The 21797-nt window shown below is 44.9% G+C and carries 19 protein-coding genes, 1 pseudogene and 1 riboswitch; of the genes and pseudogenes, 8 read left to right on the plus strand and 12 right to left on the minus strand.

Going from position 1 to position 21797, the window contains the following annotated elements; all coding sequences use genetic code 11:
* Positions 1 to 187: 187 nt before the first annotated feature.
* Entirely contained in the window at positions 188 to 841 is a 654-nt protein-coding gene (gene ribB / locus ACGF5R_RS17185; RefSeq protein ID WP_387691955.1) for a 3,4-dihydroxy-2-butanone-4-phosphate synthase, read from the minus strand.
* Positions 842 to 995: 154 nt separating this feature from the next.
* Positions 996 to 1173, minus strand: a riboswitch (FMN riboswitch).
* 136 nt (positions 1174 to 1309) lie between these two features.
* On the opposite strand from ribB, the gene ACGF5R_RS17190 reads away from it, so the two are divergent.
* Positions 1310 to 1597, plus strand: coding sequence for an accessory factor UbiK family protein (locus ACGF5R_RS17190; protein WP_139655559.1), 288 nt, complete (start codon positions 1310 to 1312; stop codon positions 1595 to 1597).
* Positions 1598 to 1674: 77 nt separating this feature from the next.
* Here ACGF5R_RS17190 and ACGF5R_RS17195 read toward each other — a convergent pair whose 3' ends face one another.
* From ACGF5R_RS17195 to ACGF5R_RS17220, 6 genes are all read right to left on the minus strand, one after another.
* Positions 1675 to 2331 (minus strand): DUF799 domain-containing protein, encoded by a 657-nt coding sequence (locus tag ACGF5R_RS17195; protein WP_112878314.1) that lies wholly within the window; start codon positions 2329 to 2331, stop codon positions 1675 to 1677.
* The gene (locus ACGF5R_RS17200; protein ID WP_387691958.1) at positions 2328 to 2687 is read right to left on the minus strand and encodes a DUF4810 domain-containing protein; all 360 of its coding nucleotides are present in this window, start codon (positions 2685 to 2687) and stop codon (positions 2328 to 2330) included. Before ACGF5R_RS17200 ends, ACGF5R_RS17195 begins: the two co-directional genes overlap by 4 nt.
* Before the next feature lie 21 nt (positions 2688 to 2708).
* Entirely contained in the window at positions 2709 to 3380 is a 672-nt protein-coding gene (locus ACGF5R_RS17205) for a CsgG/HfaB family protein (RefSeq protein WP_387691960.1), read from the minus strand.
* Positions 3381 to 3854: 474 nt separating this feature from the next.
* Positions 3855 to 5279, minus strand: a complete 1425-nt coding sequence (gene hldE / locus ACGF5R_RS17210; RefSeq protein WP_262980405.1) for a bifunctional D-glycero-beta-D-manno-heptose-7-phosphate kinase/D-glycero-beta-D-manno-heptose 1-phosphate adenylyltransferase HldE — start codon at positions 5277 to 5279, stop codon at positions 3855 to 3857.
* Positions 5280 to 5364: 85 nt separating this feature from the next.
* Positions 5365 to 8223: a bifunctional [glutamate--ammonia ligase]-adenylyl-L-tyrosine phosphorylase/[glutamate--ammonia-ligase] adenylyltransferase gene (glnE, locus tag ACGF5R_RS17215; RefSeq protein ID WP_387691962.1), complete on the minus strand. Its 2859-nt coding sequence runs from the start codon at positions 8221 to 8223 to the stop codon at positions 5365 to 5367.
* A 33-nt stretch (positions 8224 to 8256) separates the two neighbouring features.
* Complete coding sequence (locus ACGF5R_RS17220) at positions 8257 to 9195, minus strand: inorganic triphosphatase (RefSeq protein WP_112878329.1); 939 nt, start codon at positions 9193 to 9195, stop codon at positions 8257 to 8259.
* A 258-nt stretch (positions 9196 to 9453) separates the two neighbouring features.
* Here ACGF5R_RS17220 and ACGF5R_RS17225 point away from each other — a divergent pair, with 258 nt between their 5' ends.
* The gene (locus ACGF5R_RS17225) at positions 9454 to 10074 is read left to right on the plus strand and encodes a TIGR04211 family SH3 domain-containing protein (RefSeq protein WP_112878319.1); all 621 of its coding nucleotides are present in this window, start codon (positions 9454 to 9456) and stop codon (positions 10072 to 10074) included.
* Between the two features lie 15 nt (positions 10075 to 10089).
* Positions 10090 to 11340 (plus strand): multifunctional CCA addition/repair protein, encoded by a 1251-nt coding sequence (locus ACGF5R_RS17230; protein ID WP_387691964.1) that lies wholly within the window; start codon positions 10090 to 10092, stop codon positions 11338 to 11340.
* A gap of 53 nt (positions 11341 to 11393) precedes the next feature.
* Here ACGF5R_RS17230 and bacA read toward each other — a convergent pair whose 3' ends face one another.
* Entirely contained in the window at positions 11394 to 12212 is an 819-nt protein-coding gene (bacA, locus tag ACGF5R_RS17235; RefSeq protein ID WP_112878330.1) for an undecaprenyl-diphosphate phosphatase, read from the minus strand.
* A 176-nt stretch (positions 12213 to 12388) separates the two neighbouring features.
* Positions 12389 to 12739, minus strand: coding sequence for a bifunctional dihydroneopterin aldolase/7,8-dihydroneopterin epimerase (gene folB, locus ACGF5R_RS17240; RefSeq protein WP_112878331.1), 351 nt, complete (start codon positions 12737 to 12739; stop codon positions 12389 to 12391).
* A 106-nt stretch (positions 12740 to 12845) separates the two neighbouring features.
* Here folB and plsY point away from each other — a divergent pair, with 106 nt between their 5' ends.
* Complete coding sequence (plsY, locus tag ACGF5R_RS17245) at positions 12846 to 13502, plus strand: glycerol-3-phosphate 1-O-acyltransferase PlsY (protein WP_112878321.1); 657 nt, start codon at positions 12846 to 12848, stop codon at positions 13500 to 13502.
* A gap of 71 nt (positions 13503 to 13573) precedes the next feature.
* Here the strand turns inward: plsY and tsaD are convergent, their stop codons facing one another.
* Positions 13574 to 14587 carry a tRNA (adenosine(37)-N6)-threonylcarbamoyltransferase complex transferase subunit TsaD gene (gene tsaD, locus ACGF5R_RS17250; protein ID WP_112895531.1) on the minus strand — a complete coding sequence of 338 codons (1014 nt, stop codon included), beginning with the start codon at positions 14585 to 14587 and terminating at the stop codon, positions 13574 to 13576.
* Positions 14588 to 14881: 294 nt separating this feature from the next.
* Between tsaD and rpsU the strand changes: the two genes are divergently transcribed.
* The 4 genes from rpsU to ACGF5R_RS17270 all read left to right on the plus strand — a co-directional run bounded on the left by rpsU (position 14882) and on the right by ACGF5R_RS17270 (position 20539).
* Positions 14882 to 15097, plus strand: coding sequence for a 30S ribosomal protein S21 (gene rpsU / locus ACGF5R_RS17255; RefSeq protein WP_387691966.1), 216 nt, complete (start codon positions 14882 to 14884; stop codon positions 15095 to 15097).
* Positions 15098 to 15223: 126 nt separating this feature from the next.
* Positions 15224 to 16969: a DNA primase gene (dnaG, locus tag ACGF5R_RS17260; RefSeq protein ID WP_112895530.1), complete on the plus strand. Its 1746-nt coding sequence runs from the start codon at positions 15224 to 15226 to the stop codon at positions 16967 to 16969.
* A gap of 170 nt (positions 16970 to 17139) precedes the next feature.
* A complete protein-coding gene (rpoD, locus tag ACGF5R_RS17265) occupies positions 17140 to 18984 on the plus strand; it encodes an RNA polymerase sigma factor RpoD (protein WP_112878324.1) in 1845 nt (614 codons plus the stop codon).
* 128 nt (positions 18985 to 19112) lie between these two features.
* Positions 19113 to 20539, plus strand: a protein-coding gene (locus ACGF5R_RS17270; RefSeq protein WP_387691967.1) for an IS1182 family transposase whose coding sequence is annotated in 2 segments (ribosomal slippage) — positions 19113 to 19680 and positions 19680 to 20539 — 1428 coding nt in all. Because the reading frame shifts where the segments join, the coding sequence is not laid out codon by codon here.
* A gap of 160 nt (positions 20540 to 20699) precedes the next feature.
* Here ACGF5R_RS17270 and ACGF5R_RS17275 read toward each other — a convergent pair.
* Together ACGF5R_RS17275 and ACGF5R_RS17280 are read right to left on the minus strand one after the other, a co-directional pair.
* The gene (locus ACGF5R_RS17275; protein WP_387691969.1) at positions 20700 to 21269 is read right to left on the minus strand and encodes an RNA-guided endonuclease InsQ/TnpB family protein; all 570 of its coding nucleotides are present in this window, start codon (positions 21267 to 21269) and stop codon (positions 20700 to 20702) included.
* Positions 21255 to 21557: pseudogene (locus ACGF5R_RS17280) on the minus strand (helix-turn-helix domain-containing protein); the annotation flags it as partial. The pseudogene ACGF5R_RS17280 and the gene ACGF5R_RS17275, both read right to left, overlap by 15 nt.
* Positions 21558 to 21797: the final 240 nt, after the last annotated feature.

The following is a 21797-nucleotide window of genomic DNA, read 5'->3' on the forward strand; positions in this document are numbered from 1 at the left end:
TCTCACACCAAATATAGGTAATTTTAATACTTGCGAACAGGTTACGCCTTTCAGATAAGTAAAACAGTGGGCTAACGGTGATGGAGTTTTTCAAAAAAACTGAAAAGCCACAGCTTGCGCGAACTGTGACTTTAGAGAGTACGTACGTTATAACTGATATTTCATCCGGTTATCGGACAATTACGACTCAGCTTGCTATCTGCTCTATTGCCTGGCGATAAATCACCAGATCCTCAATAGTGACTACCGGCATATTATGTCGTTTCGCAAATTGCACTACCTCCGGGGTACGCGCCATTGAACCGTCATTATTGGTTAATTCGCACAATACACCTACGGGTTTAAAACCGGCCAAACTGACTAAATCAATTGTTGCCTCAGTATGCCCCTGACGAACCAACACGCCACCAGGTTGAGAGCGCAGTGGAAAAACATGTCCCGGACGGTTCAAATCACTGGGTTTGGCATTATCTGCAATCGCTGCACGGATAGTCGTGATACGGTCAGCCGCAGAAACCCCCGTCGTCACCCCTTGAGCGGCCTCAATGGTTACGGTGAATGCAGTCTGGAACGAACTAGAGTTATTTTCTACCATCATGGGCAATTGTAATTGCTGGCGGCGCTCTTCTGTCAGACATAAGCAGACAATACCACTGCCATGACGAATAGTCAGCGCCATTTGCTCTACGGTCATTGTTTCGGCCGCAAAGATAATGTCACCTTCATTTTCACGATCTTCGTTATCCAGCACCATCACCCCCCTTCCATTACGCAAAGCGTTAATGGCGTGTTCAACACGTTCTGATGATGTGCCATATTCAGAAAGTAGCGTCTGATTCATGGTAAAGAAACCTCATTAAAATTTATGGATTACCAGAATCAGGGCGGTCTTGAGGAGTTCTCGCGATGACATTACGCCGTAACATTAATGCTATTAATATAATGCGCGAATGCCATAGCCGGAACAACAGACGAGCACAAAGCCCGACAGATGTCGTTATTCTCTCCCATCCGGACTATCACCGTCGGCTCCAGAATTACACTGGATCTGCTGACCTCCGCTTTATCACAAAAGATAACCTCAAACGGAGCGCTCGCGGGCTTCACCAAGCCACCCGAAAGATGGACTGATGTTACCGCCGGTGGGGACTTTCACCCCGCCCTGAGATAAGCCAGTGAACTATAACGCTAATATTTACCGGCGGCAATCAACAAAATCAAATGTGAAACCTAGCTCACAATGGTTTGTGGTTTTGCTATCTGGTATTACACTATTCAGGAATTATTTATGTCATAAAAAGGATGCATCATGCTCGATCCCAAAAAAATTGAACAAATTGCCCGCCAGATCCAGGATTCTTTACCAAAGGGGGTTAAAGAGTTTGGTGGTGATGTAGAGAAAAAATTACGGATGGTTTTGCAATCCCAACTTGGCAAGCTTGATTTAGTGAATCGTGAAGAATTTGATATTCAAACTCAGGTTCTGTTACGTACTCGTGAAAAATTGACCGCAATGGAACAGCGTTTAAATGAACTAGAAGCGAAGTTTGAAAATAAGAATGTTCCATCTGCTAATGACACAGCAAAAGAAGAGTAATTATTACCATACAAAAATAACCGTGATAATGAGCAGAATGTGATATCTGCTCATTACACATTCACACTAATCAGAAATTAATGCTGTTCTTTACCGTAATGCTCAGAACGTGGACCATAAAGCAAGCCACGACTACCACCGGCTGTCAGTAAGCGGTTACTTGTAATGCCGGCAATTTCATGACCTTTATCCATAATGGTATTCGCTATCTGTGAAACTACGGCAGATACCAACATGCCAACAAGGCTATTCGAACTACTTTCATTTTCAGTCGATGAGGCAACCGCCCGTCCATGCCACAATTGTTTACCATTACGCAAATCCACCAGCTTCGCTGAAGCCGTTACACGCGTATCGCTGTTGATAATCTGATATTGCGTACCATATTCCTCAATATCCAAATAGAGCGCGGAATCCGCGCCAAAAATATCATGCAATTTTTTGTAACTGATATTCTGAACATCCTGCGCCGCTGTCATGCCATTTTGCTGAAATGTCTCTTCCACAACAGCAACCGGAAAAACGTAATAGCCCGATTCCGCCAATGGATATGTCACATGAGAAATCAGGCTGTGCCCTGCTTTGACTTCCAGAGATTTATTTACCGCCGGCAGAACCAGAATGGATTTCGGTTTGCTCTCTCTAAATGCAGAATAATCATAAGGGACAGATTTACTACATCCAGTCAGTACAAACGCCGCCAATAAACTAAATGCTAAAAGAATACGGTTCATTGCATAGTTCCTTTATTTTTACTTAATAAAAAGTCCATAAATGGCGCTGACTCAGGAAACAATTTTTTCTCTGTTTCAAACTGATGGAATGCTTCTGAAACACGACCTGTTTTGCTATAAAGCAGACCCATCTGTGCATGCAGCCCAGGCGGTACAGGTTTATCTTTCGCTTTCGCTCTTTCAATTACCTGCTGCAAAGCCTGTAACTGCTCTTCAAACCCTATCTTATCCTGCTGATAATATTGATAAATTGTAGGTTGGTATTTATCCCACTCATAAATTGTTTTTGGCTGCGTGACGCAACCCGCTAAGGCCATAGCTGCCAGCAATAAGCCCGCTTTTTTCATTAACATCATGAATATATATCCCTATATTTCTTAATTAGATGGCTTCCATGCACCGGTTTCAATACTTTCAACCAGACGGTTTACTGCTTCACGAATAGCCAGATCCAGTACCTTACCATTCAGTGTTGAATCATAGCTGGCAGTGCCACCAAAGCCGATAATTTCACGGTTGGATAATTTATACTCCCCAGCCCCTGCTACAGAGAAAACCACTTCGGAAGTTTCTACATTCACCACATTCAGCATGACTTTAGAATAAGCCACCTGGGATTTACCACGCCCTAACAGTCCCCATAACTGATGATCACCCACTTCCTTGCGGCCAAATTCAGTTACATCACCGGTAATAACGTAAGCAGCACCTTTCAACTTCTGCGATTTACCTTGTAAACCCGCTTCTGCTTTCAGTTCCGCCATATTAGTACGTTCCAGCACCGTAAAGCGTCCAGTCTGCTGTAAGTGCGAGACTAAAATCGTTTTAGATTGGTTACCAAGGCGATCAATTCCGTCGGAGAAAATGCCATTTTGATAGCTAGAACGGTTTTCAAACTTACCGATCGCAATTGGACTACGAACACCCTGATGTACCGTATTATAAGAATTAACTTTTTGTACCTGGACGGTATTAGAAGATTCAGTTGTACACCCTGCTAATATTGCCGAAGCTAAACAAATTGAAGATAAAATCAACTTACCTTGCATAAGAACTTATTCCTGCGTAAAAATTTATCCGTTTTATCTACTAACCTTAAGATGTAAAAGTTATAGATAAGATATTTTATTAAAAAATCATTTACATCAGAAATCATTATGAATAAGCCAGCGTTATGTGACCAGCATTTTATGCCAAAAAGATAAAAAATTATCTGTCACATCACACTTCTTCTGATTAACCCCTTATCACCCAGAGAATAAAATTACACTAAATCAAATTATCATTAAAATATTTTAATGATAATCATATCGTTAATTAAATTACTCGCACACGATATTAAAAATATCTATATTATTTATGATGAAATATCACTCAATCAAGCACAAGTTAAATAAAAAATAGCCAGGAAGATTTCATCTCTTACCCGGCCTTCATTCTAATAATATGATCAAATAAATAATCTACAGCGTTCAATACAGTAATATCTTCTGGCTGTTTTCAATAACAAGCTAAAGCATTATTTACTGATTTTTAATCGCCTTGATGATATTAGTTGTTGAAATACCATCTTCAAAGTTCAATACCTTGACTTCTCCGCCCGCAGCCCAAACTTCTTCACTGCCAGCAATTTCTTCCGGTTTATAATCTCCCCCTTTTACCAATACATCCGGCAAAACATCCGCAATCAATCGCTGTGGTGTATCCTCTTCAAACGGCACAACCCAATCCACAGCGCCCAGAGCAGATAATACAATCATTCGTTGCTCTAGTGGATTAACAGGACGGCTCTCGCCTTTCAGCCGTTTAGTTGATGCATCACTGTTAACAGCAACAATTAACCGATCACCCAGTTTACGGGCATTCTCCAGATAAGAGACATGACCTGCATGCAGAATGTCAAAGCAGCCATTGGTCATCACAATCCTTTCACCACGTTGACGCGCATCAGCAACAGCCTGTTTAAGCTGAAATTCGGTCATCATTCCGAAACCCGTTTCAGCACGGCCACGGATAGCATTCTCCAGTTCAATCGGCGAAACGGTCGACGTTCCCAGTTTGCCAACGACAACTCCCGCAGCCGTATTCGCCAGGAAACAAGCTTCATTCAGTGATTTTCCAGCCGCAATCGCTGTTGCTAACACGCCAATAACCGTATCGCCAGCCCCCGTAACATCAAACACTTCCTGCGCCTGCGTAGGCAAATGTAATGGCGGTTGATCAACACTCAATAAACTCATCCCCTGTTCAGAACGGGTGATCAGTAATGCCTGAAGATCCAAATCCTTAACTAGTCGAGTACCCTTTTCAACCAATTCATTATCATCTTTGCAGTGGCCCACTATCGCTTCAAATTCAGACAGATTCGGCGTTAACAAAGTTGCACCACGATAACGCTCAAAATCATTACCTTTCGGATCGATTAATACCGGAACCTTAGCCGCGTTTGCCAGTTTGATCATTTCCTGAACCTGACTCAATGCACCTTTGGCATAGTCAGATAGAACCAATGCCCCAATATGGGGTAACGCCTGTTCAATGCGCTCAAACATCGGCTGCGCATCGACGTTATCGAAACCTTCTTCAAAATCTAAGCGAATTAACTGCTGGTTACGGGAAAGCACTCTCAACTTAGTGATTGTCGGATGGGTTGGAACAGAAACAAAATCACAGCGCACCTTAACGCTACTCAGTTTCTCACTCAGTGCATGTGCTGCGTCATCAATTCCAGTCAAACCGATTAAACGCGAATTTGCGCCAAGAGCAGCAATATTCATAGCAACGTTAGCAGCCCCTCCCGGACGCTCCTCAATAGTATTGACTTTTACAACAGGCACCGGCGCTTCCGGTGAAATCCGGCTGGTCGGTCCATACCAGTAGCGATCTAACATAACATCACCGACGACTAAAACTCCTGCACAGTGAAAATCCGGGAGTGTCATTTTCATCCCTTGCTCCAAATATTAGATATTAAATTGGTGCCAAATATTATCATACGACCGTAAAATCCCTACACCAAACCAGTAAAACCCGTTATTGTTCACCCAACCACTGTTGCCAACTACGACGTATCCGTTCCTGTTGTTCACTGAAACAATGGGTTGATACCCGACTGGAAAGCGTCTGTAACGCCAGATGATGTAGTTCATCACGCATAGAAACGTAAGCCTGCGTTAATGCGGCTGCCTCATCTTCATCCATAATTTCATAAGCCGCCATTAATTGAAAAATCCGTACATTATCCGACCAACTCACCAAACGCGCATTTTCAGTAGCATAACGAAGCACCAAATATTGAGCGATAAATTCGATATCGGTGATCCCTCCCGGATCAGCTTTAATATCAAATTGATCTGAATGGTGACTGCCTAAATGTTTATGCATCTTTTCCCGCATTTCCCTTACTTGCTGACGTAACAAAGCGGGTTCTCGTCGCGTACATAATGTCTGATGGCGTATCCGCTCAAAATCCCGATGCAAGTTTTCATCACCAAATACCATACGGGCACGTACCAACGCCTGATGTTCCCAAGTCCACGCTTGATTCTGCTGATAATCAGCAAACGCACCGATGGTACTGACTAACATGCCTGATTCGCCTGAAGGACGCAGGCGGACATCCACGTCATACAACACACCAGAGGAGGTTCGAGCACTGAACAAGTGCATAATTCGTTGGGCAAGACGCAAATAAAATTGTCTAGCATCGATCGATCGATCGCCATCAGTCATCACATCCACCGGGCAATCAAGCAGGAAAACTAAATCAAGATCAGAACTGTAGCCCAACTCCCAACCACCCAATTTGCCATAACCAATCACAGCAAATCCCAGACCTTGCCGCTGACTCAAATGTGATGGAACACCATAACGTTTTGCCATTTGTCCCCACGCCTGTTGAACAACTGCTTCAATAATCGCTTCTGCCAAATAAGTGAGATGATCACTGACTTTCATCACCGGCAATACACCAGTGATATCCTCCGCCGCAATCCTCAGTAATTGAGCCTGCTTAAACTGGCGGAGCGCTTCTAGTTGTTGCTCTTCATCATCTTCTGGTATCCGCAACAAATATTGCCGCAATTCATCTTTATAGGCATTTAATGGCAAAGGCTCATACAGAAACTGTGGATCAAGCAGTTCATCCAGCAACAATGGATGGCAGGCAAGCTGAGTCGCAATCATCGGTGAAGCAGCACACAGCCGGATAACATGTGTCAGTACAGCTTCCGATTCAAGTATCAGTTCCAGGTAAGTTGTACGGCTGACAATACTTAACAACAACGGAATAACCCGCTCTAGTACTATACTGACATCTTGATTATTGACATCTTGTCGCAAACAGACTTTTGCCAACAAACGTGGCATCAGATGGTCAAGCACATCACGCCCACGAGGGCCAATGGTTCTTTTACCCACATCATGGCGGAACACAGAAATAATATGCAATATCTGCTGTGCAATTTCTTCATCCAAGTGCGGAGCTAGTATGATTAACTCTTCTTTTTCGAGTTCTTCCAGCCACAAACTTTTAAATGGTACATGACTAGGTTCCTCTTCACTATTATCACTGTCATCGCCAATCAATTGCGTAAAAATAGCCCGAACAGCACCCATCTTGCTGTTCAATTCAATTATCAGAGCGTCCCAACTTTCAAATCCCATGCCCCATGCCAGTCGCGAACGATTCAGCTCATCTTCTGGCAGAGTCTGAGTTTGTTGATCATTAATTGACTGTAAAAGATTTTCTAACCGCCGCAAAAAAAGGTAACCGTCAGCAAGTTGTTTCACCTGCAATGATTGTAAAAGCGTCAACCGCGCTATTATTTGCAGAGTTGGTAACAACGCCTGAGATTGCAAACACAGTTCACGTCCACCACGAATAAGCTGGAACACCTGGGCGATAAATTCAATTTCACGAATACCACCAGCCCCCAGTTTGATATTGTCTTTCAAGCCACGGCGACGCACTTCCCGTTCAATCATGCCTTTCATATTTCTCAGGGATTGAATCACACTGAAATCAATGTAACGGCGAAAGATAAATGGTCTCAACATCCGGCGTAGCTCTTTACCATACGCTTGGTTGCCCGAACCCATAATCCGTGCTTTCACCATCGCATAACGTTCCCAATCACGCCCTTGCTCTTGATAGTAATCTTCCAGTGCAACAAAACTAAACACCAATGGGCCACTATCACCGAACGGGCGCAAACGCATATCTACCCGATACACAAAACCATCCACAGTTTGTTGATCGAGCACTTTGATAAGACGCTGCCCCAAGCGGGTAAAAAACTGGGTGTTATCCATTTCACGCCGGCCACCTTGGGTAATGCCGTTTTCAGGATAGACAAAAATCAGATCAATATCAGAAGAGAAGTTCAACTCACCACCGCCCAGTTTTCCCATACCGAGAATCAACAGCGGTTGTGGTTCGCCTCGCTCATTACAAGGCGTTCCCCAATCCTGACAACAACGCTGATACAACCAATCACGGGCAGCAATAATCAACGTTTCAGCCAACATACTAAGCTGTTGCAGTGTCTCCTGAGTCGTCATGCTATGTAGCGCCTGCGACCAGGCTATTCTGACCAGAACCTTGTTACGGAACTGGCGTAAAACCCGCATGAGGGTATTTTCATCCTCTACTGATGCGAGTAATTGTTGCAGCCATTCAGCATATTGATGCCACTCCTGCGCTTCAGGTGGATGTTGGCGGATCTCAGCTAACCATTCAGGATGAGTTTGCAGGTTTTCAACAACAAAATCGCTCAGGGATAATATGGCCTGCTCATGAGCAGCAACAGGCTCAACGTTCAAAGTTAGTTGATGAAAATGTTCAGTCACACGCTGTAACTGGGCCAGAAGCGGAGTTGAAAGTGGCAACATAGAGAATTCCTGTTATTTAAACGGAGAGATTTATTAACCACATAGATCTATTAACCACATAGTCAGTGCCAACTTACATTGCAAATAGAGCGAGCTATAACACAGCGTTTCGGCGTCTGTTTCCGTATCCAATAATTTCTGGTTGATAGCAACTAATTGGTTGTCCAACTGTTCCGGCTCACTAGAATATTCGATCGTCTGCTGAATCAAAGTCAGTACTTGCTTTAAGCCATCTCGACCGTCTGATAAACCGGCCAGCCAACATTCCTCTTGCTCCTGCCAATGGGCTAATATTGACGTAAGTACCGAAGGCAATGACTGCTGCATATCAATTTCCACCTGGATTGAAGGCCAAACTGCTTTTGGTTTTCCCTGAGCTAATTGATAACCACGGGCCGCTTTGCTTCTATTTCCTTGCCGCAAGCCATTTGATGTTGCCAACTCAACCGCCAATGCTAATACATCGGCTATGATTCCTTGTTTTAACTCCAGTTCAAATTCACAGATTGGCTCCTTGCGATTGGCTGCAATAATTTCTCCCTGATCAAGCACCACTTCAATCTCACTTTGTCCATAAGTCACCACCCACTTCTCACGCATAAAGTCAGTACTGAATAACGCATTCAAACGGGATTGCAATGCTTCCACATCACAGTTGTCAGGCCAGATGTGCGGTGGAAACAGAGTCAATGCCAGTTCCGGCTTTGCCAATGGCACATTATATTCCGGTCGCTGATGCAAACCGCCAACCACCTTACCAACTGTTTTAACCGTCATCTCATATTGATCATCAAAACCACGGATCCTCAACCCCATATCAAGACCACGCAGTTGATTATCCGACGTTTCAAAATAGATATTGGTCAACTTTTGGGGAGAAAAATAGTAATGCGGAAATAACAATAATTGCTGGCGAATTGTAGGAATAACTTGTGGTTTGACGATAAGTTTTAATTCAATTTCTACACTCATATCTACACCGTTGATGACAATCTTTGCTCTCATCTTACCTTGATTTCGCTTTTTGCTACGACGAGTAAGAAAAAAATTAAAATTTCCCTTTTCTGCAAGTTATGATAGTCATTAACAGGAAATTCGTTCAACAGATAACAAGCCCCGTATTCAACCAATTAGAAAAATGTCATTTTGGTTTACTGATTGCTCTAGCAAACTTAACTCTTTACTATCAAATTTTAAACTCACCATAGATAAAAAACGGTTGAAATCACAATGCGAAAACTACATTTACTTCTCACGGCATTAATAAGCCTCAGCTTTTCGCTCACTACCCACGCGGAAGGAAAGCGCTATGTATCTGATGAGTTATCTACCTACACACACGCCGGGCCGGGTAACCAGTATCGTATTGCCGGTACACTGAATGCCGGTGATGAAGTCACATTGATAAGCATCAATCGGGATAGTAATTACGCTCAAGTTAAAGATGATAAAGGCCGCCTTGTCTGGCTACCCGTTAACCAACTCAGTAATAAACCAAGCCTACGTACCCGCCTCCCAGAATTGGAACAGGAAGTGAAAACATTGACGGAGAAGTTAGCCAATATAGACAATAACTGGAATCAGCGCACTGCCGACATGCAACTAAAGGCGGCCAATAGTAGTAGCATTGTTGCAGAACTGAAAAAAGAGAATGAGAGGTTGAAAAACAAACTGACGGTAGCAGAAAAAAAGCTTGATGCTGCAAATCTACAGCTTGATGACAAACAACGTAATATCATTCTGCAATGGTTTATGTATGGCGGTGGTGTTGCAGGCGCTGGTTTAATCTTTGGGCTATTACTGCCGCATATGATCCCTCGCCGTAAGCGAAATGACCGTTGGATGAGTTGATAAGGAACATGTTAGGTGAGAGTCTATCTGGTTGGCGGCGCAGTACGTGACCGACTGCTAAATTTTCCTGTAAAAGAGCGGGATTGGGTCGTTGTGGGTGAAACATCAGAAACGCTGTTATCCCTAGGATATCAGCAAGTTGGCAAAGATTTTCCGGTGTTCCTGCATCCCCAAACCCATGAAGAGTATGCCTTAGCACGCACTGAGAGAAAATCCGGCCTGGGATATACGGGTTTTACTTGTTATGCAGCGCCGGATGTCACACTGGAAGACGATTTGCAGCGTCGTGATCTGACAGTTAATGCGATCGCTCAAACACCCACTGGTGAACTGGTTGATCCTTATCATGGTGTTGATGATTTGAACAATCGTATTCTACGCCATGTTTCTGATGCTTTCTCTGAAGATCCACTAAGGGTACTACGAGTAGCTCGTTTTGCCGCTCGTTTCGCCCATTTAGGGTTTACCATCGCGCCCGAAACACAAGCATTAATGTCAAATATGGCAACCAACGGCGAGTTATCAGTACTCACACCAGAACGTGTCTGGAAAGAGACCGAGAAAGCCCTTGCTAGCCCTTCCCCTCAGGTCTTTTTTCAGGTTTTACGTGATTGTGGTGCATTGGGGGTGTTGTTTCCTGAAATTGATAATTTGTTTGGTGTTCCCGCACCAGAGAAGTGGCATCCTGAGATTGATACCGGTATTCATACGTTAATGGTGCTGAAAGTAGCGACTGAATTAACAAATGAAGTCGATAGTCGTTTTGCTTCTCTATGCCATGATCTTGGTAAAGGGCTGACACCACCAGAACAGTGGCCTCACCATTATGGACATGGGCCAGCAGGTGTTAAGTTAGTTGACCAATTATGCCAACGTCTGCGTGTTCCTAATTCTGTTCGTGATTTGGCAAAACTGGCTGCTCAGTATCATGATTTAGTGCATACCGTCGCTCAATTGCGGCCGAAAACATTACTTAAGTTGTTTGATGCTGTTGATGCATGGCGTAAACCACAGCGAATAGAGCAATTAGTTATCATCAGTGAAGCCGATGCGCGGGGTCGTATCGGTTTTGAAGATACACCCTATCCACAAGGTGATTATCTGCGACAGGCATTCAAAGTTGCCAGCCAAGTTCAGGTGAAAAATATTGTAGACAGTGGATTACGTGGCGCTGACATTGGTCATGAGTTACAACGTCAGCGTCAGCACGCATTGGCGGAATGGAAACAACAAGACAATACAGTTCAAGACAATACGGTTACCTGAAACATCCCCTGATATCAAACACTAGGCAATATGATATCAGGGGGAATCATTCACTACATAAATACCCAGTACACAGCGGCTGCCACAATAAAGCGGTAGATAGCAAATGGGATAAAAGATATACGCTTAATCAATGCCAGAAAAGTTTTAATGGCGGCTAACGCGACAACAAATGCAGTAACAAAACCAACAGCAAACATTGGGATATCAGAAGCACTCAAAAAGTGCAGGCTCTTATATAAATCTAATCCACTTGCTCCCATCATCATCGGTACAGCCAAAATAAACGAGAATTCTGATGCAGTATAACGATTAACCCCCATCAGCATTCCACCAGAAATTGTCGCACCTGAACGGGAAAATCCCGGCCATAAAGCTAGACACTGAAAACAGCCAATCATAAAAGCCTGACGATAAGTAATATCATCCAGCCCTTCTGCTTTTGGTGTTTTAGGTTTCAAGATTTCTGCTGTAATTAGCAACCCACCACCAATAACCAAGGCATACATCACGCTTTGTGGGTTAAACAGTGATTTGATGACATCATGGAACACCAACCCAAGCGTCACCGCAGGTAGCATTGCCAAAATAATATGGCTCAATCTCAGTTTGCCATTGGTTTTACCTTCATGAGGAACTTCACCAAAGTGGATGCCAATGAGCCCAAACAAGCGACGCCAAAACACTACTACCACAGCAAGGATAGATCCAAGTTGGATAATAACTTCAAATGTTTCAGCTTTATCGCCAGTAAATCCCAACATATGGCCAACAATGATCATATGGCCGGTAGAGGAAACAGGAAGAAATTCAGTTAGCCCTTCAACAACACCAAGAACCGCTGCATGAAACAAGGTAGAAAGGTCAGTCATATAGAGAGGTCGCCCATTAATAAATACCCGAAACAAGTAGCATGGAATAACCCCAGCTACCATTATTCTCATTGTCATTAATCAATTAACATGATTATCAAGCCTGGCACTACTGCACGCCAGTCTATGTAAGAACAATGACAATAATATGGCAGCTGAATTCACTACTGATCAGATTATTTTTTTCTTTCAATAATAACACCCACTTGACGAGCCTGTGCGACAGCACCCGGTTTACTCACTTTTATCCGTACCCACGGCGAATTAAAGCGTTTTAACAGTAGATCCGCTACCTCTTCAGCCACTCTTTCAACCAGAGCAAAATTCTGATTTTCTACATGACTGATAATCGCTTCGCTAACTTTGGCATAATCCAGACAATATTCGACATTATCACTGGAAGATGCGCGTTTATTATCCCATCCCATTTCGATATCGAACACTAACTTCTGTTTAATGGTCTGTTCCCAATCGTAAACACCAATTGTGGTAATAACGACTAACTCCTCAATAAATACGATATCCATCACGTCATTTTCCTGTTTTTCAACTTGTCGGATACCACTTCCGACTAAATATGCGTATTATCCATGACTAGGCTAAGAAAACGACCATTATTATTGGGGAGACATTATGAGTGCTATCGCGCTTGGTATGATCATCTTCGCGTATCTTTGCGGTTCAATTTCCAGCGCAATACTTATTTGTCGTCTGGCTGGGCTACCTGATCCTCGTCAACATGGCTCAGGCAACCCAGGCGCGACAAATGTATTGCGAATTGGTGGCCGCAGTACTGCGGCAATAGTACTAATTTGTGATGTTCTAAAAGGGATGATCCCCGTCTGGTTGGCTTATCAATTCTATGTTCCCCCTTTCTATTTAGGAATTACAGCAATCGCTGCTTGTCTCGGCCATATTTACCCGATCTTTTTCCAATTTAAAGGCGGTAAGGGTGTCGCAACTGCTTTTGGTGCTATTGCGGCAATTGGTTGGGATCTGACAGGTTTGATGATGGGTACTTGGCTGCTGACCATATTATTGAGCGGCTATTCTTCTTTAGGGGCCATTGTCAGTGCCTTGATAGCACCATTCTATGTCTGGTGGTTTAAACCCGAATTCACTTTCCCCGTAGCCATGCTCTGCTGTCTGGTGTTACTACGTCACCATGATAATATCCAGCGCCTGTGGCGCGGCCAAGAAAATCGTCTCTGGAACAAGCTAAAAAAGAAAAAAGAGATGACCGAAAAAGAAAAAAACCGAACAGAAAAAGAGCAAAGAAAAGAAGATTAACAACTAAGGCCGGATAAAAACCAGCAACTCATTGAGTTACTGGTCTTTTATTTTCATTATATCAAGAAGATTTATAATGGAGGTAATTCCGACAATGGCCAGCGGGCTTTGACTGTCACGCCAAGTGAGTCATTCACCTCTCCTTTTAGGCGGACCATGCCGGCAAGCGCAATCATGGCGCCGTTATCTGTACAGAATTCAGGGCGCGCATAAAATACTTCGCCACCCAATTTTGCCATGACTTCTTCCATTTTAATACGCAATGCTCTGTTGGCGCTGACACCACCAGCCATCACTAGTCGCTTGAACCCGGTATGCTCAAGCGCTCTTTTACATTTAATCGCTAATGTATCAACTACCGCGTCTTCAAAAGCGCGGGCAATATCCGCTCTAGTCTGCTCATCATCGCTGTTACTATGAATAGTATTAGACGCAAAAGTTTTTAATCCTGAAAAACTGAAATCCAACCCAGGACGATCTGTCATCGGGCGAGGAAATACAAAACGCCCAGCTTCTCCTTTCTGAGCCATTCTGGAAAGTATCGGCCCTCCTGGATAATCCAATCCCAGTAACTTAGCTGTTTTATCAAATGCTTCACCAGCGGCATCATCTATTGATTCACCAAGTAGCTCATATTTACCGATACCCGTCACACTAATAAGCTGTGTATGACCACCAGACACCAGCAAAGCCACAAACGGGAATTCAGGGCTGTTATCTTCCAGCATTGGAGCTAGTAAATGCCCTTCCATATGATGAACAGGAATCGCAGGAACATCCCAAGCAAACGCCAGAGAACGGCCAATCGTCGCCCCCACCAATAACGCACCAACCAGACCAGGACCTGCTGTATAAGCCACCGCATCAATATCTTTACAGGTTAATCCTGCCTCTTTCAAAGCAGCTTGAATTAAGGGCACTGTTTTGCGGATATGGTCACGTGAAGCCAATTCAGGCACGACACCACCGTAATCGGCATGCAGTTTAATCTGACTGTATAATTGATTTGCCAATAAACCAGCTTTGTCGTCATAAATTGCGATTCCGGTTTCATCGCAGGACGTTTCTATACCTAAAACTCGCATTACACTACCTATATTCCACAGAAGAGAGCCAGTTTATCATTAATAAGTTAATTTGCGCGGCTTACATGCTGACTATTTTTGCTGCTTAGTCTATAATCACCCCTCTACATAAAATCCCTGTGTGGTTATCATCAATATTACGGAACTGATTTGCAGATCACCGTCGTAATGTTGTTGTTTCAATTTGCTGTGGCGCTTTACAAAGCCGTGTTCATTGAAGTAAAATTCCGCACCATTTTAAGATGGCTGGCATCCCACGCCAGCAAGACCGATTTCTATTGAGGTGAGAGGCACATGCCGGTAATTAAAGTACGTGAAAACGAGCCATTCGACGTAGCATTGCGTCGCTTTAAGCGTTCCTGCGAAAAAGCAGGTGTATTAGCAGAAGTTCGCCGTCGTGAATTCTATGAAAAACCAACGACTCAGCGTAAACGCGCTAAAGCTTCTGCTGTAAAACGTCACGCTAAAAAGCTGGCTCGTGAAAACGCACGCCGCACTCGTCTGTACTAATCCTTGCGGTTGATCCGCATAGTGATTGAATTTGCAGACAACAGTAACAATAGTTGCAGATAAAGGCCGTGCTTTCCGAAAGGGAGCGCGGTTTATTGTCGTTCATCAACAGGCGTAAAAGGGCTTATGGCTGGACGAATTCCGCGCGCATTTATCAATGATTTATTAGCTCGTACCGATATCATCGATCTGATCGATGTTCGTGTGCCACTTAAAAAACAGGGTAAGAATCACCACGCGTGCTGTCCATTTCATAACGAAAAGACACCCTCGTTTACTGTTAATGGCGATAAACAGTTTTATCATTGCTTTGGTTGCGGAGCTCACGGCAACGCCATCGATTTTCTGATGAATTACGATAGACTTGAGTTTGTCGAATCCATCGAAGAATTAGCTGCTATGCATGGTCTGGAAGTCCCTTATGAAGCAGGTTCCAGTAGCAGTCAGATAGAACGTCACCAAAGACAAAACCTTTATCAACTGATGGATAAGCTTAATAGCTTCTATCAAAATGTATTAAACACCCCTGCTGCACAACAAGCCCGGCAATATCTGGCTCAGCGTGGGCTTAGTGAAGAAATTATCCACCGTTTCTCGATTGGTTTCGCTCCCGCTGGTTGGGACAACACCTTGAAGCGGTTTGCTCATAATGCGGAAGATCGCCGACAGTTAAATGATGCTGGAATGCTGGTCGCAAATGATAATGGCCGTACCTATGACCGCTTCCGCGAACGAATAATGTTTCCAATCCGTGACCGTAGAGGGCGCGTAATTGCATTTGGTGGACGAGTTCTGGGAGATGCACTCCCAAAATATCTCAACTCACCAGAGACTGAAATTTTCCATAAAGGCCGCCAGCTATATGGCCTCTATGAAGCACAACAAAATCACAGTGACCTTTCACGATTATTAGTAGTTGAAGGTTATATGGATGTGGTAGCACTGGCGCAGTTTGGTATCGATTATGCAGTTGCCTCACTAGGTACTTCGACTACATCGGAACATATTCAATTACTTTTCCGCGCTACTGATAACGTCATCTGTTGTTACGATGGTGACAGAGCCGGGCGTGATGCAGCATGGCGGGCATTGGAAACAGCGCTCCCTTATCTGAATGATGGTAGGCAGTTACGTTTTATGTTTTTGCCTGATGGCGAAGATCCTGATTCACTAATCCGTAAGGAAGGCCGGAAAGCATTTGAACAAAGAATGGAACAATCTCATACATTGTCTGAATTTCTGTTCGAATCATTACTGCCACAAGTTGATTTGAGTAATCCTGAAGGGAAAACAAAACTCAGTTCACTTTCCGTACCATTGATCAACCAGATTCCGGGGGAGGTTCTGCGTCTCTATATGAGACAAGAACTTGGCAATATGATGGGCATCCCTGATGCAGTGCAGTTGGAACGTTTATTGCCGCAGCATCTGGAAAGTGGGAATAATTATCAGATGCCGCAGCTAAAACCGACAACTATGCGTATACTTATAGGACTGTTGGTACAAAACCCACACTTAGCCGCTTTAGTTCCCCCCCTACAGGGAATTATGCAGGCCAAAATTGCAGGCTTACCATTATTTATGGAGCTTGTGGAGGTTTGTCTTACTCAGCCAGGGCTGACAACTGGACAACTGCTAGAGCAATATCGTGATAATAAATTTAGTAAACAACTTGAAAAATTAGCTACATGGAACGATATACAAGTAGAAGAAATAGCAGAAAATACATTTCGTGACGCGTTGGATCATCTTGTTGATTCAGCGTTAGAAGAACGTTTAGACATTCTTATCGCCAGAGCAAGAACTGAAGGCCTGACACCGGAAGAGCGCGAAGAAGTTCGCTTGATTAATGAATCCCGTGCCAGAAAGTAAACACTGAATTCACGGCTTAAATGCCGCATTAGGTAGGGAAATAACCCTACATTTTGCCGCTATAAGTGGGCAGCGGCAATATAACGAAAACGCCCTTAAAAGTTATTGTTGGCAGATTAGTTTCGCCGACCGACACCAACCCAAATACTCTGAAGTGTGGATACCGTCTTATGGAGCAAAACCCGCAGTCACAGCTAAAGCTACTTGTCACCCGTGGTAAGGAGCAAGGCTATCTGACCTATGCTGAGGTCAATGACCATCTGCCGGAAGATATCGTCGATTCCGATCAGATCGAAGATATCATCCAGATGATCAATGACATGGGCATTCAGGTAATGGAAGAAGCACCTGATGCCGATGATCTGATGCTAGCAGAAACCGCTAACGACACAGATGAAGACGCTGTGGAAGCTGCTGCGCAAGTACTGTCTAGTGTTGAATCTGAAATCGGTCGCACCACCGACCCGGTACGTATGTACATGCGTGAAATGGGTACCGTTGAGTTATTGACCCGGGAAGGTGAAATTGACATTGCTAAACGCATTGAAGATGGCATCAATCAGGTACAGTGTTCCGTTGCTGAATACCCTGAAGCAATCACCTACTTACTGGAACAATATGACCGTGTGGAAGCAGGTGAGGCTCGCCTGTCAGATCTCATCACTGGTTTCGTTGACCCGAACGCAGAAGAAGAACTTGCACCTACTGCCACCCACGTTGGTTCTGAACTTCCACAGGAAGAGCTCGATGATGATGAAGACGACGATAATGAAGACAGTGATGACGATAGTGATGATGACAACAGCATCGATCCAGAATTAGCGCGCCAGAAATTTCAAGAACTGCGACAACAGTATGACATCACCCGTCAGGAAATTAAGGAAAACGGCCGCAATCATCCAAATACTGCGGCCGAAATCTTAAAACTTTCAGAAGTTTTCAAACAGTTCCGTCTGGTGCCAAAGCAGTTTGATTATCTGGTCAACAACATGCGTTCTATGATGGATCGCGTTCGCCTTCAAGAACGCCAGATCATGAGAATGTGTGTTGAACAGTGCAAAATGCCGAAGAAGAACTTCATCACTTTGTTCTCCGGTAATGAAACCAGCGACATTTGGTTTACTGCTGCAAAAGCAATGAACAAACCGTGGTCTGAAAAACTCCTTGAGGTGGAAGAAGAAATACAGCGTAGCCTGCAAAAACTTCGTCAAATTGAGGAAGAAACCGGTTTAACCATTGAACAGGTGAAAGACATCAACCGTCGTATGTCCATCGGTGAAGCAAAAGCCCGCCGAGCGAAAAAAGAGATGGTTGAAGCCAACTTACGTTTGGTTATTTCAATTGCCAAAAAATATACCAACCGTGGCCTGCAATTCTTGGATCTGATCCAAGAAGGCAACATTGGCCTGATGAAAGCGGTTGATAAATTTGAATATCGTCGTGGTTACAAGTTCTCAACTTACGCCACATGGTGGATCCGTCAGGCAATTACACGCTCAATTGCCGACCAAGCTCGTACCATTCGTATACCCGTTCATATGATTGAGACAATCAACAAACTCAATCGTATTTCCCGCCAAATGTTGCAGGAAATGGGGCGTGAACCAACGCCGGAAGAGCTGGCAGAACGTATGTTGATGCCGGAAGACAAGATCCGTAAGGTACTAAAAATTGCCAAAGAACCTATCTCAATGGAAACACCAATTGGTGATGATGAAGATTCACATTTAGGTGATTTCATTGAAGATACAACGCTGGAACTGCCGCTGGATTCTGCAACCTCAGAAAGCCTGCGCTCAGCAACCCACGATGTCTTGGCAGGTCTGACCGCTCGTGAAGCAAAAGTACTGCGTATGCGTTTCGGTATTGATATGAATACTGACCATACATTGGAAGAAGTCGGTAAACAGTTTGACGTTACCCGTGAACGTATCCGCCAGATCGAGGCGAAAGCACTACGTAAACTACGACATCCAAGCCGTTCTGAGGTTCTACGTAGCTTCCTTGATGAATAATCAAATTTATTCATTCTGACTAAAAAGCGTCTGCTCCGGCAGACGCTTCAGATTATTGACAAAGTGCTGGTTTTTTATCCGGCACTTTGCTTTAATCAAATTCCGTTTACCCGACGGAGCTTGCCGCCATGTTAAGAATCCCCCCTCCCCAGACGTTTCCCCCCGAAACGCTCTCACTCGATGACCTCGTGCCTCAAAATCACCTAGTTCGCAAAGTCGATGCCGCCGTTGATTTCGAATTTATCCGGGACTTAGTTGCCCCTTTGTATTGCCACAATAATGGCCGCCCGGCGATAGACCCGGTTATGCTGATTAAGATGATGTTACTGATGTCCTTATTTGGCATCCCCAGCGAACGCCGGCTGGTGCAGGAAATTCAGGTCAATATGGCCTACCGCTGGTTTTTGCGGCTCGGGCTGACAGAGAAAGTCCCGGATGCCTCCACGCTCAGCCAGAATCGGTGCCGCCGATTCAACCATTCCGATGTGTTCCAGCACATTTTCGACAACATTGTCGAACAGGCTATCGGTAGAGGTTTTGTCGGCGGCCGGGAACTTTATACAGACAGCACTCATCTGAAAGCCAGTGCCAATCCCCATAAATCCGACAGTATTCTGCGTCCCGTTCCTCCGGGCGCTTATCTGGACGAGTTGGAAAAAGCAGTGAATGAAGACCGGGCTAAGTCCGGAAAAAAAGCCTGAAGCCAGCCCATAAGGAACGGCAAAGACAGACCAAAGTCAGTACGACTGACCCGGAAAGCGGGTTTATGCACCGGACGAACAAACCCAAAGGATTCTTCTATCTCGACCACCGTACCGTGGATGGAAAAGCCAATATTATTCTGGATACCTATGCCACAGCGGGCAATGTCCACGACAGCCAGCCCTTGATAGGGCGTCTGACGCGTCAGCTGGATCGTTTTCCGCTTAATCCGGTCGCCATCGTACTGGATGCAGGCTATTTTACGGCCCCAGTTTGCCACCTGACCCTAGAGCTGGGTCTGACACCGGTCATCAGTTATCGGCGCCCAAACAAAGGGCCGAATCTCTTTCAAAAGAAACAATTTATTTATGATCCGCAACAGGATTGCTATGTTTGCCCGCAGGGCGAAAAGCTGATTTATAGCACCACAAGTCGTCAGGGATACCGTTATTACCGGACGGCGGCGGGTATTTGCCAGAATTGCCCGCTGCGGGCGGCCTGTACCCGGGCGAAAAAGGGAAAAACCATCACACGGCATATCTGGGAAACGGGCAAAGAAAAGGCCAGAGAAATCCGTTTGAGTCCGTGGGGTAAAAAGGTGCACAAGCGGCGAAAAGAAACGATAGAACGGAGTTTTGCGGATGCGAAGCAGCATCATGGGCATCGTTATGCCCTTTTTCGCGGGTTGCGGAAAGTTCAGATACAGTGCCTGTTGGCGGCAACAGCACAAAATATCAAGAAGATAGCTTTACTGGTGGCGGCACTTTATTGGTTTTATCTGTGGTTTACCCGTGAATGTATTGGGGCAGAAAGCCAATCCAGTGTAGGAAAAGGGCGTATCGGGGATCTATAAGGAAAAATCGGAAGATAATGAGTGATAACGACAAACCCCATTACTTTCAACGAGGTTTGTCAGCAGTCTGAAGCGTCTGCTCAGGCAGACGCTTTTGTCTTTTATATCGGCGATACTGTGACTGCCCCCCGCCGTAAAAAACGGCGAGGCTTCCCACTTCTCAGGCCGCAACCGTCTTTATGACGGATTTACGCTGGCCTCCGTGGGCAGAAACGACGAGTCCCGCCGCCTGTAATTCTGTTATGCCTTTGCGCTGTATGTTGATCGCCGCATTAATATCGCGGTCATGTTCGACATGACAAACCGGGCATTGCCAGATCCGCTTATTTAGCGGCATTTCCGGCTCTTTGTGACCGCAGCAATGGCAGGTTTTCGAACTGGCGAACCACTGATCCAGTTTGACCAGGTGGACCCCCGCCGCTGCGGCTTTGTATTCCAGTTTCATGAGGAAGCTATTCCAGCCGGCATCCCCGATAGCGCGGGCAAGGCGGCGATTCTTCATCATGTTGGCCGATTTCAGCGTCTCAACAATGACCACTTGGTTTTCGTCAACTATTGTTCGAGAGAGTTTGTGTTGAAAATCGGCGCAAACATGGACTACCCGCTCATGGACTGCCGCCAGACGTAATCGGGCCTTACCGCGGTTAGCGCTGCCTTTTTGTTTGCGGGAGAGCGATTTCTGCTTTCGACGCAGGTTACGGACGGCGTTGATAAGGTATTGGGCGCGCAACTTCGGATTGAAAAAATTATCAAACGCAGTATTCAAATTAATCACCGCCTGCTGTAACGCGATGGAATCATATGCCTTGAGCCAGGCGTACTTGCGGGATTTCTTCGCGACCGCCAGTAGCGGCTTGAGGTCTTTGCGCGGATTTAAACTCACGCCGTGACGTTTGTAAGTATGCTTTTTGATGTGCAGCGCCTTGTTGTACGCAAAACAGACCACACCGAACAGACTGTTAAGATACTCGGCCTGTTCGGGGGTGGGGTAGATGCGGACTTTGGTCGCTCTTAACATATTCAGCGCTCATTGATAAAGAGCATTCATTTTAGCCTGTTTTACAGGCAGATATCAATTCAGCCAGGATACGTCGCAGTAGCCAGCCCTAAAGCCCTTTGGGCTTTTCGCCTTATATCCCCGTCCGCACGAGGGTGTCGCAAAAGGTCGGCATTGAAAATAACCCCACAGAAATTTATTGCCTGTTATTGGGACTGGCAACCCATGACAGGCTAAAAATAGCCCATAATATCAGGGCAA

It is taken from the genome of Photorhabdus sp. RM71S (assembly GCF_042879355.1).
GTDB classification, from domain to species: domain Bacteria; phylum Pseudomonadota; class Gammaproteobacteria; order Enterobacterales; family Enterobacteriaceae; genus Photorhabdus; species Photorhabdus kayaii.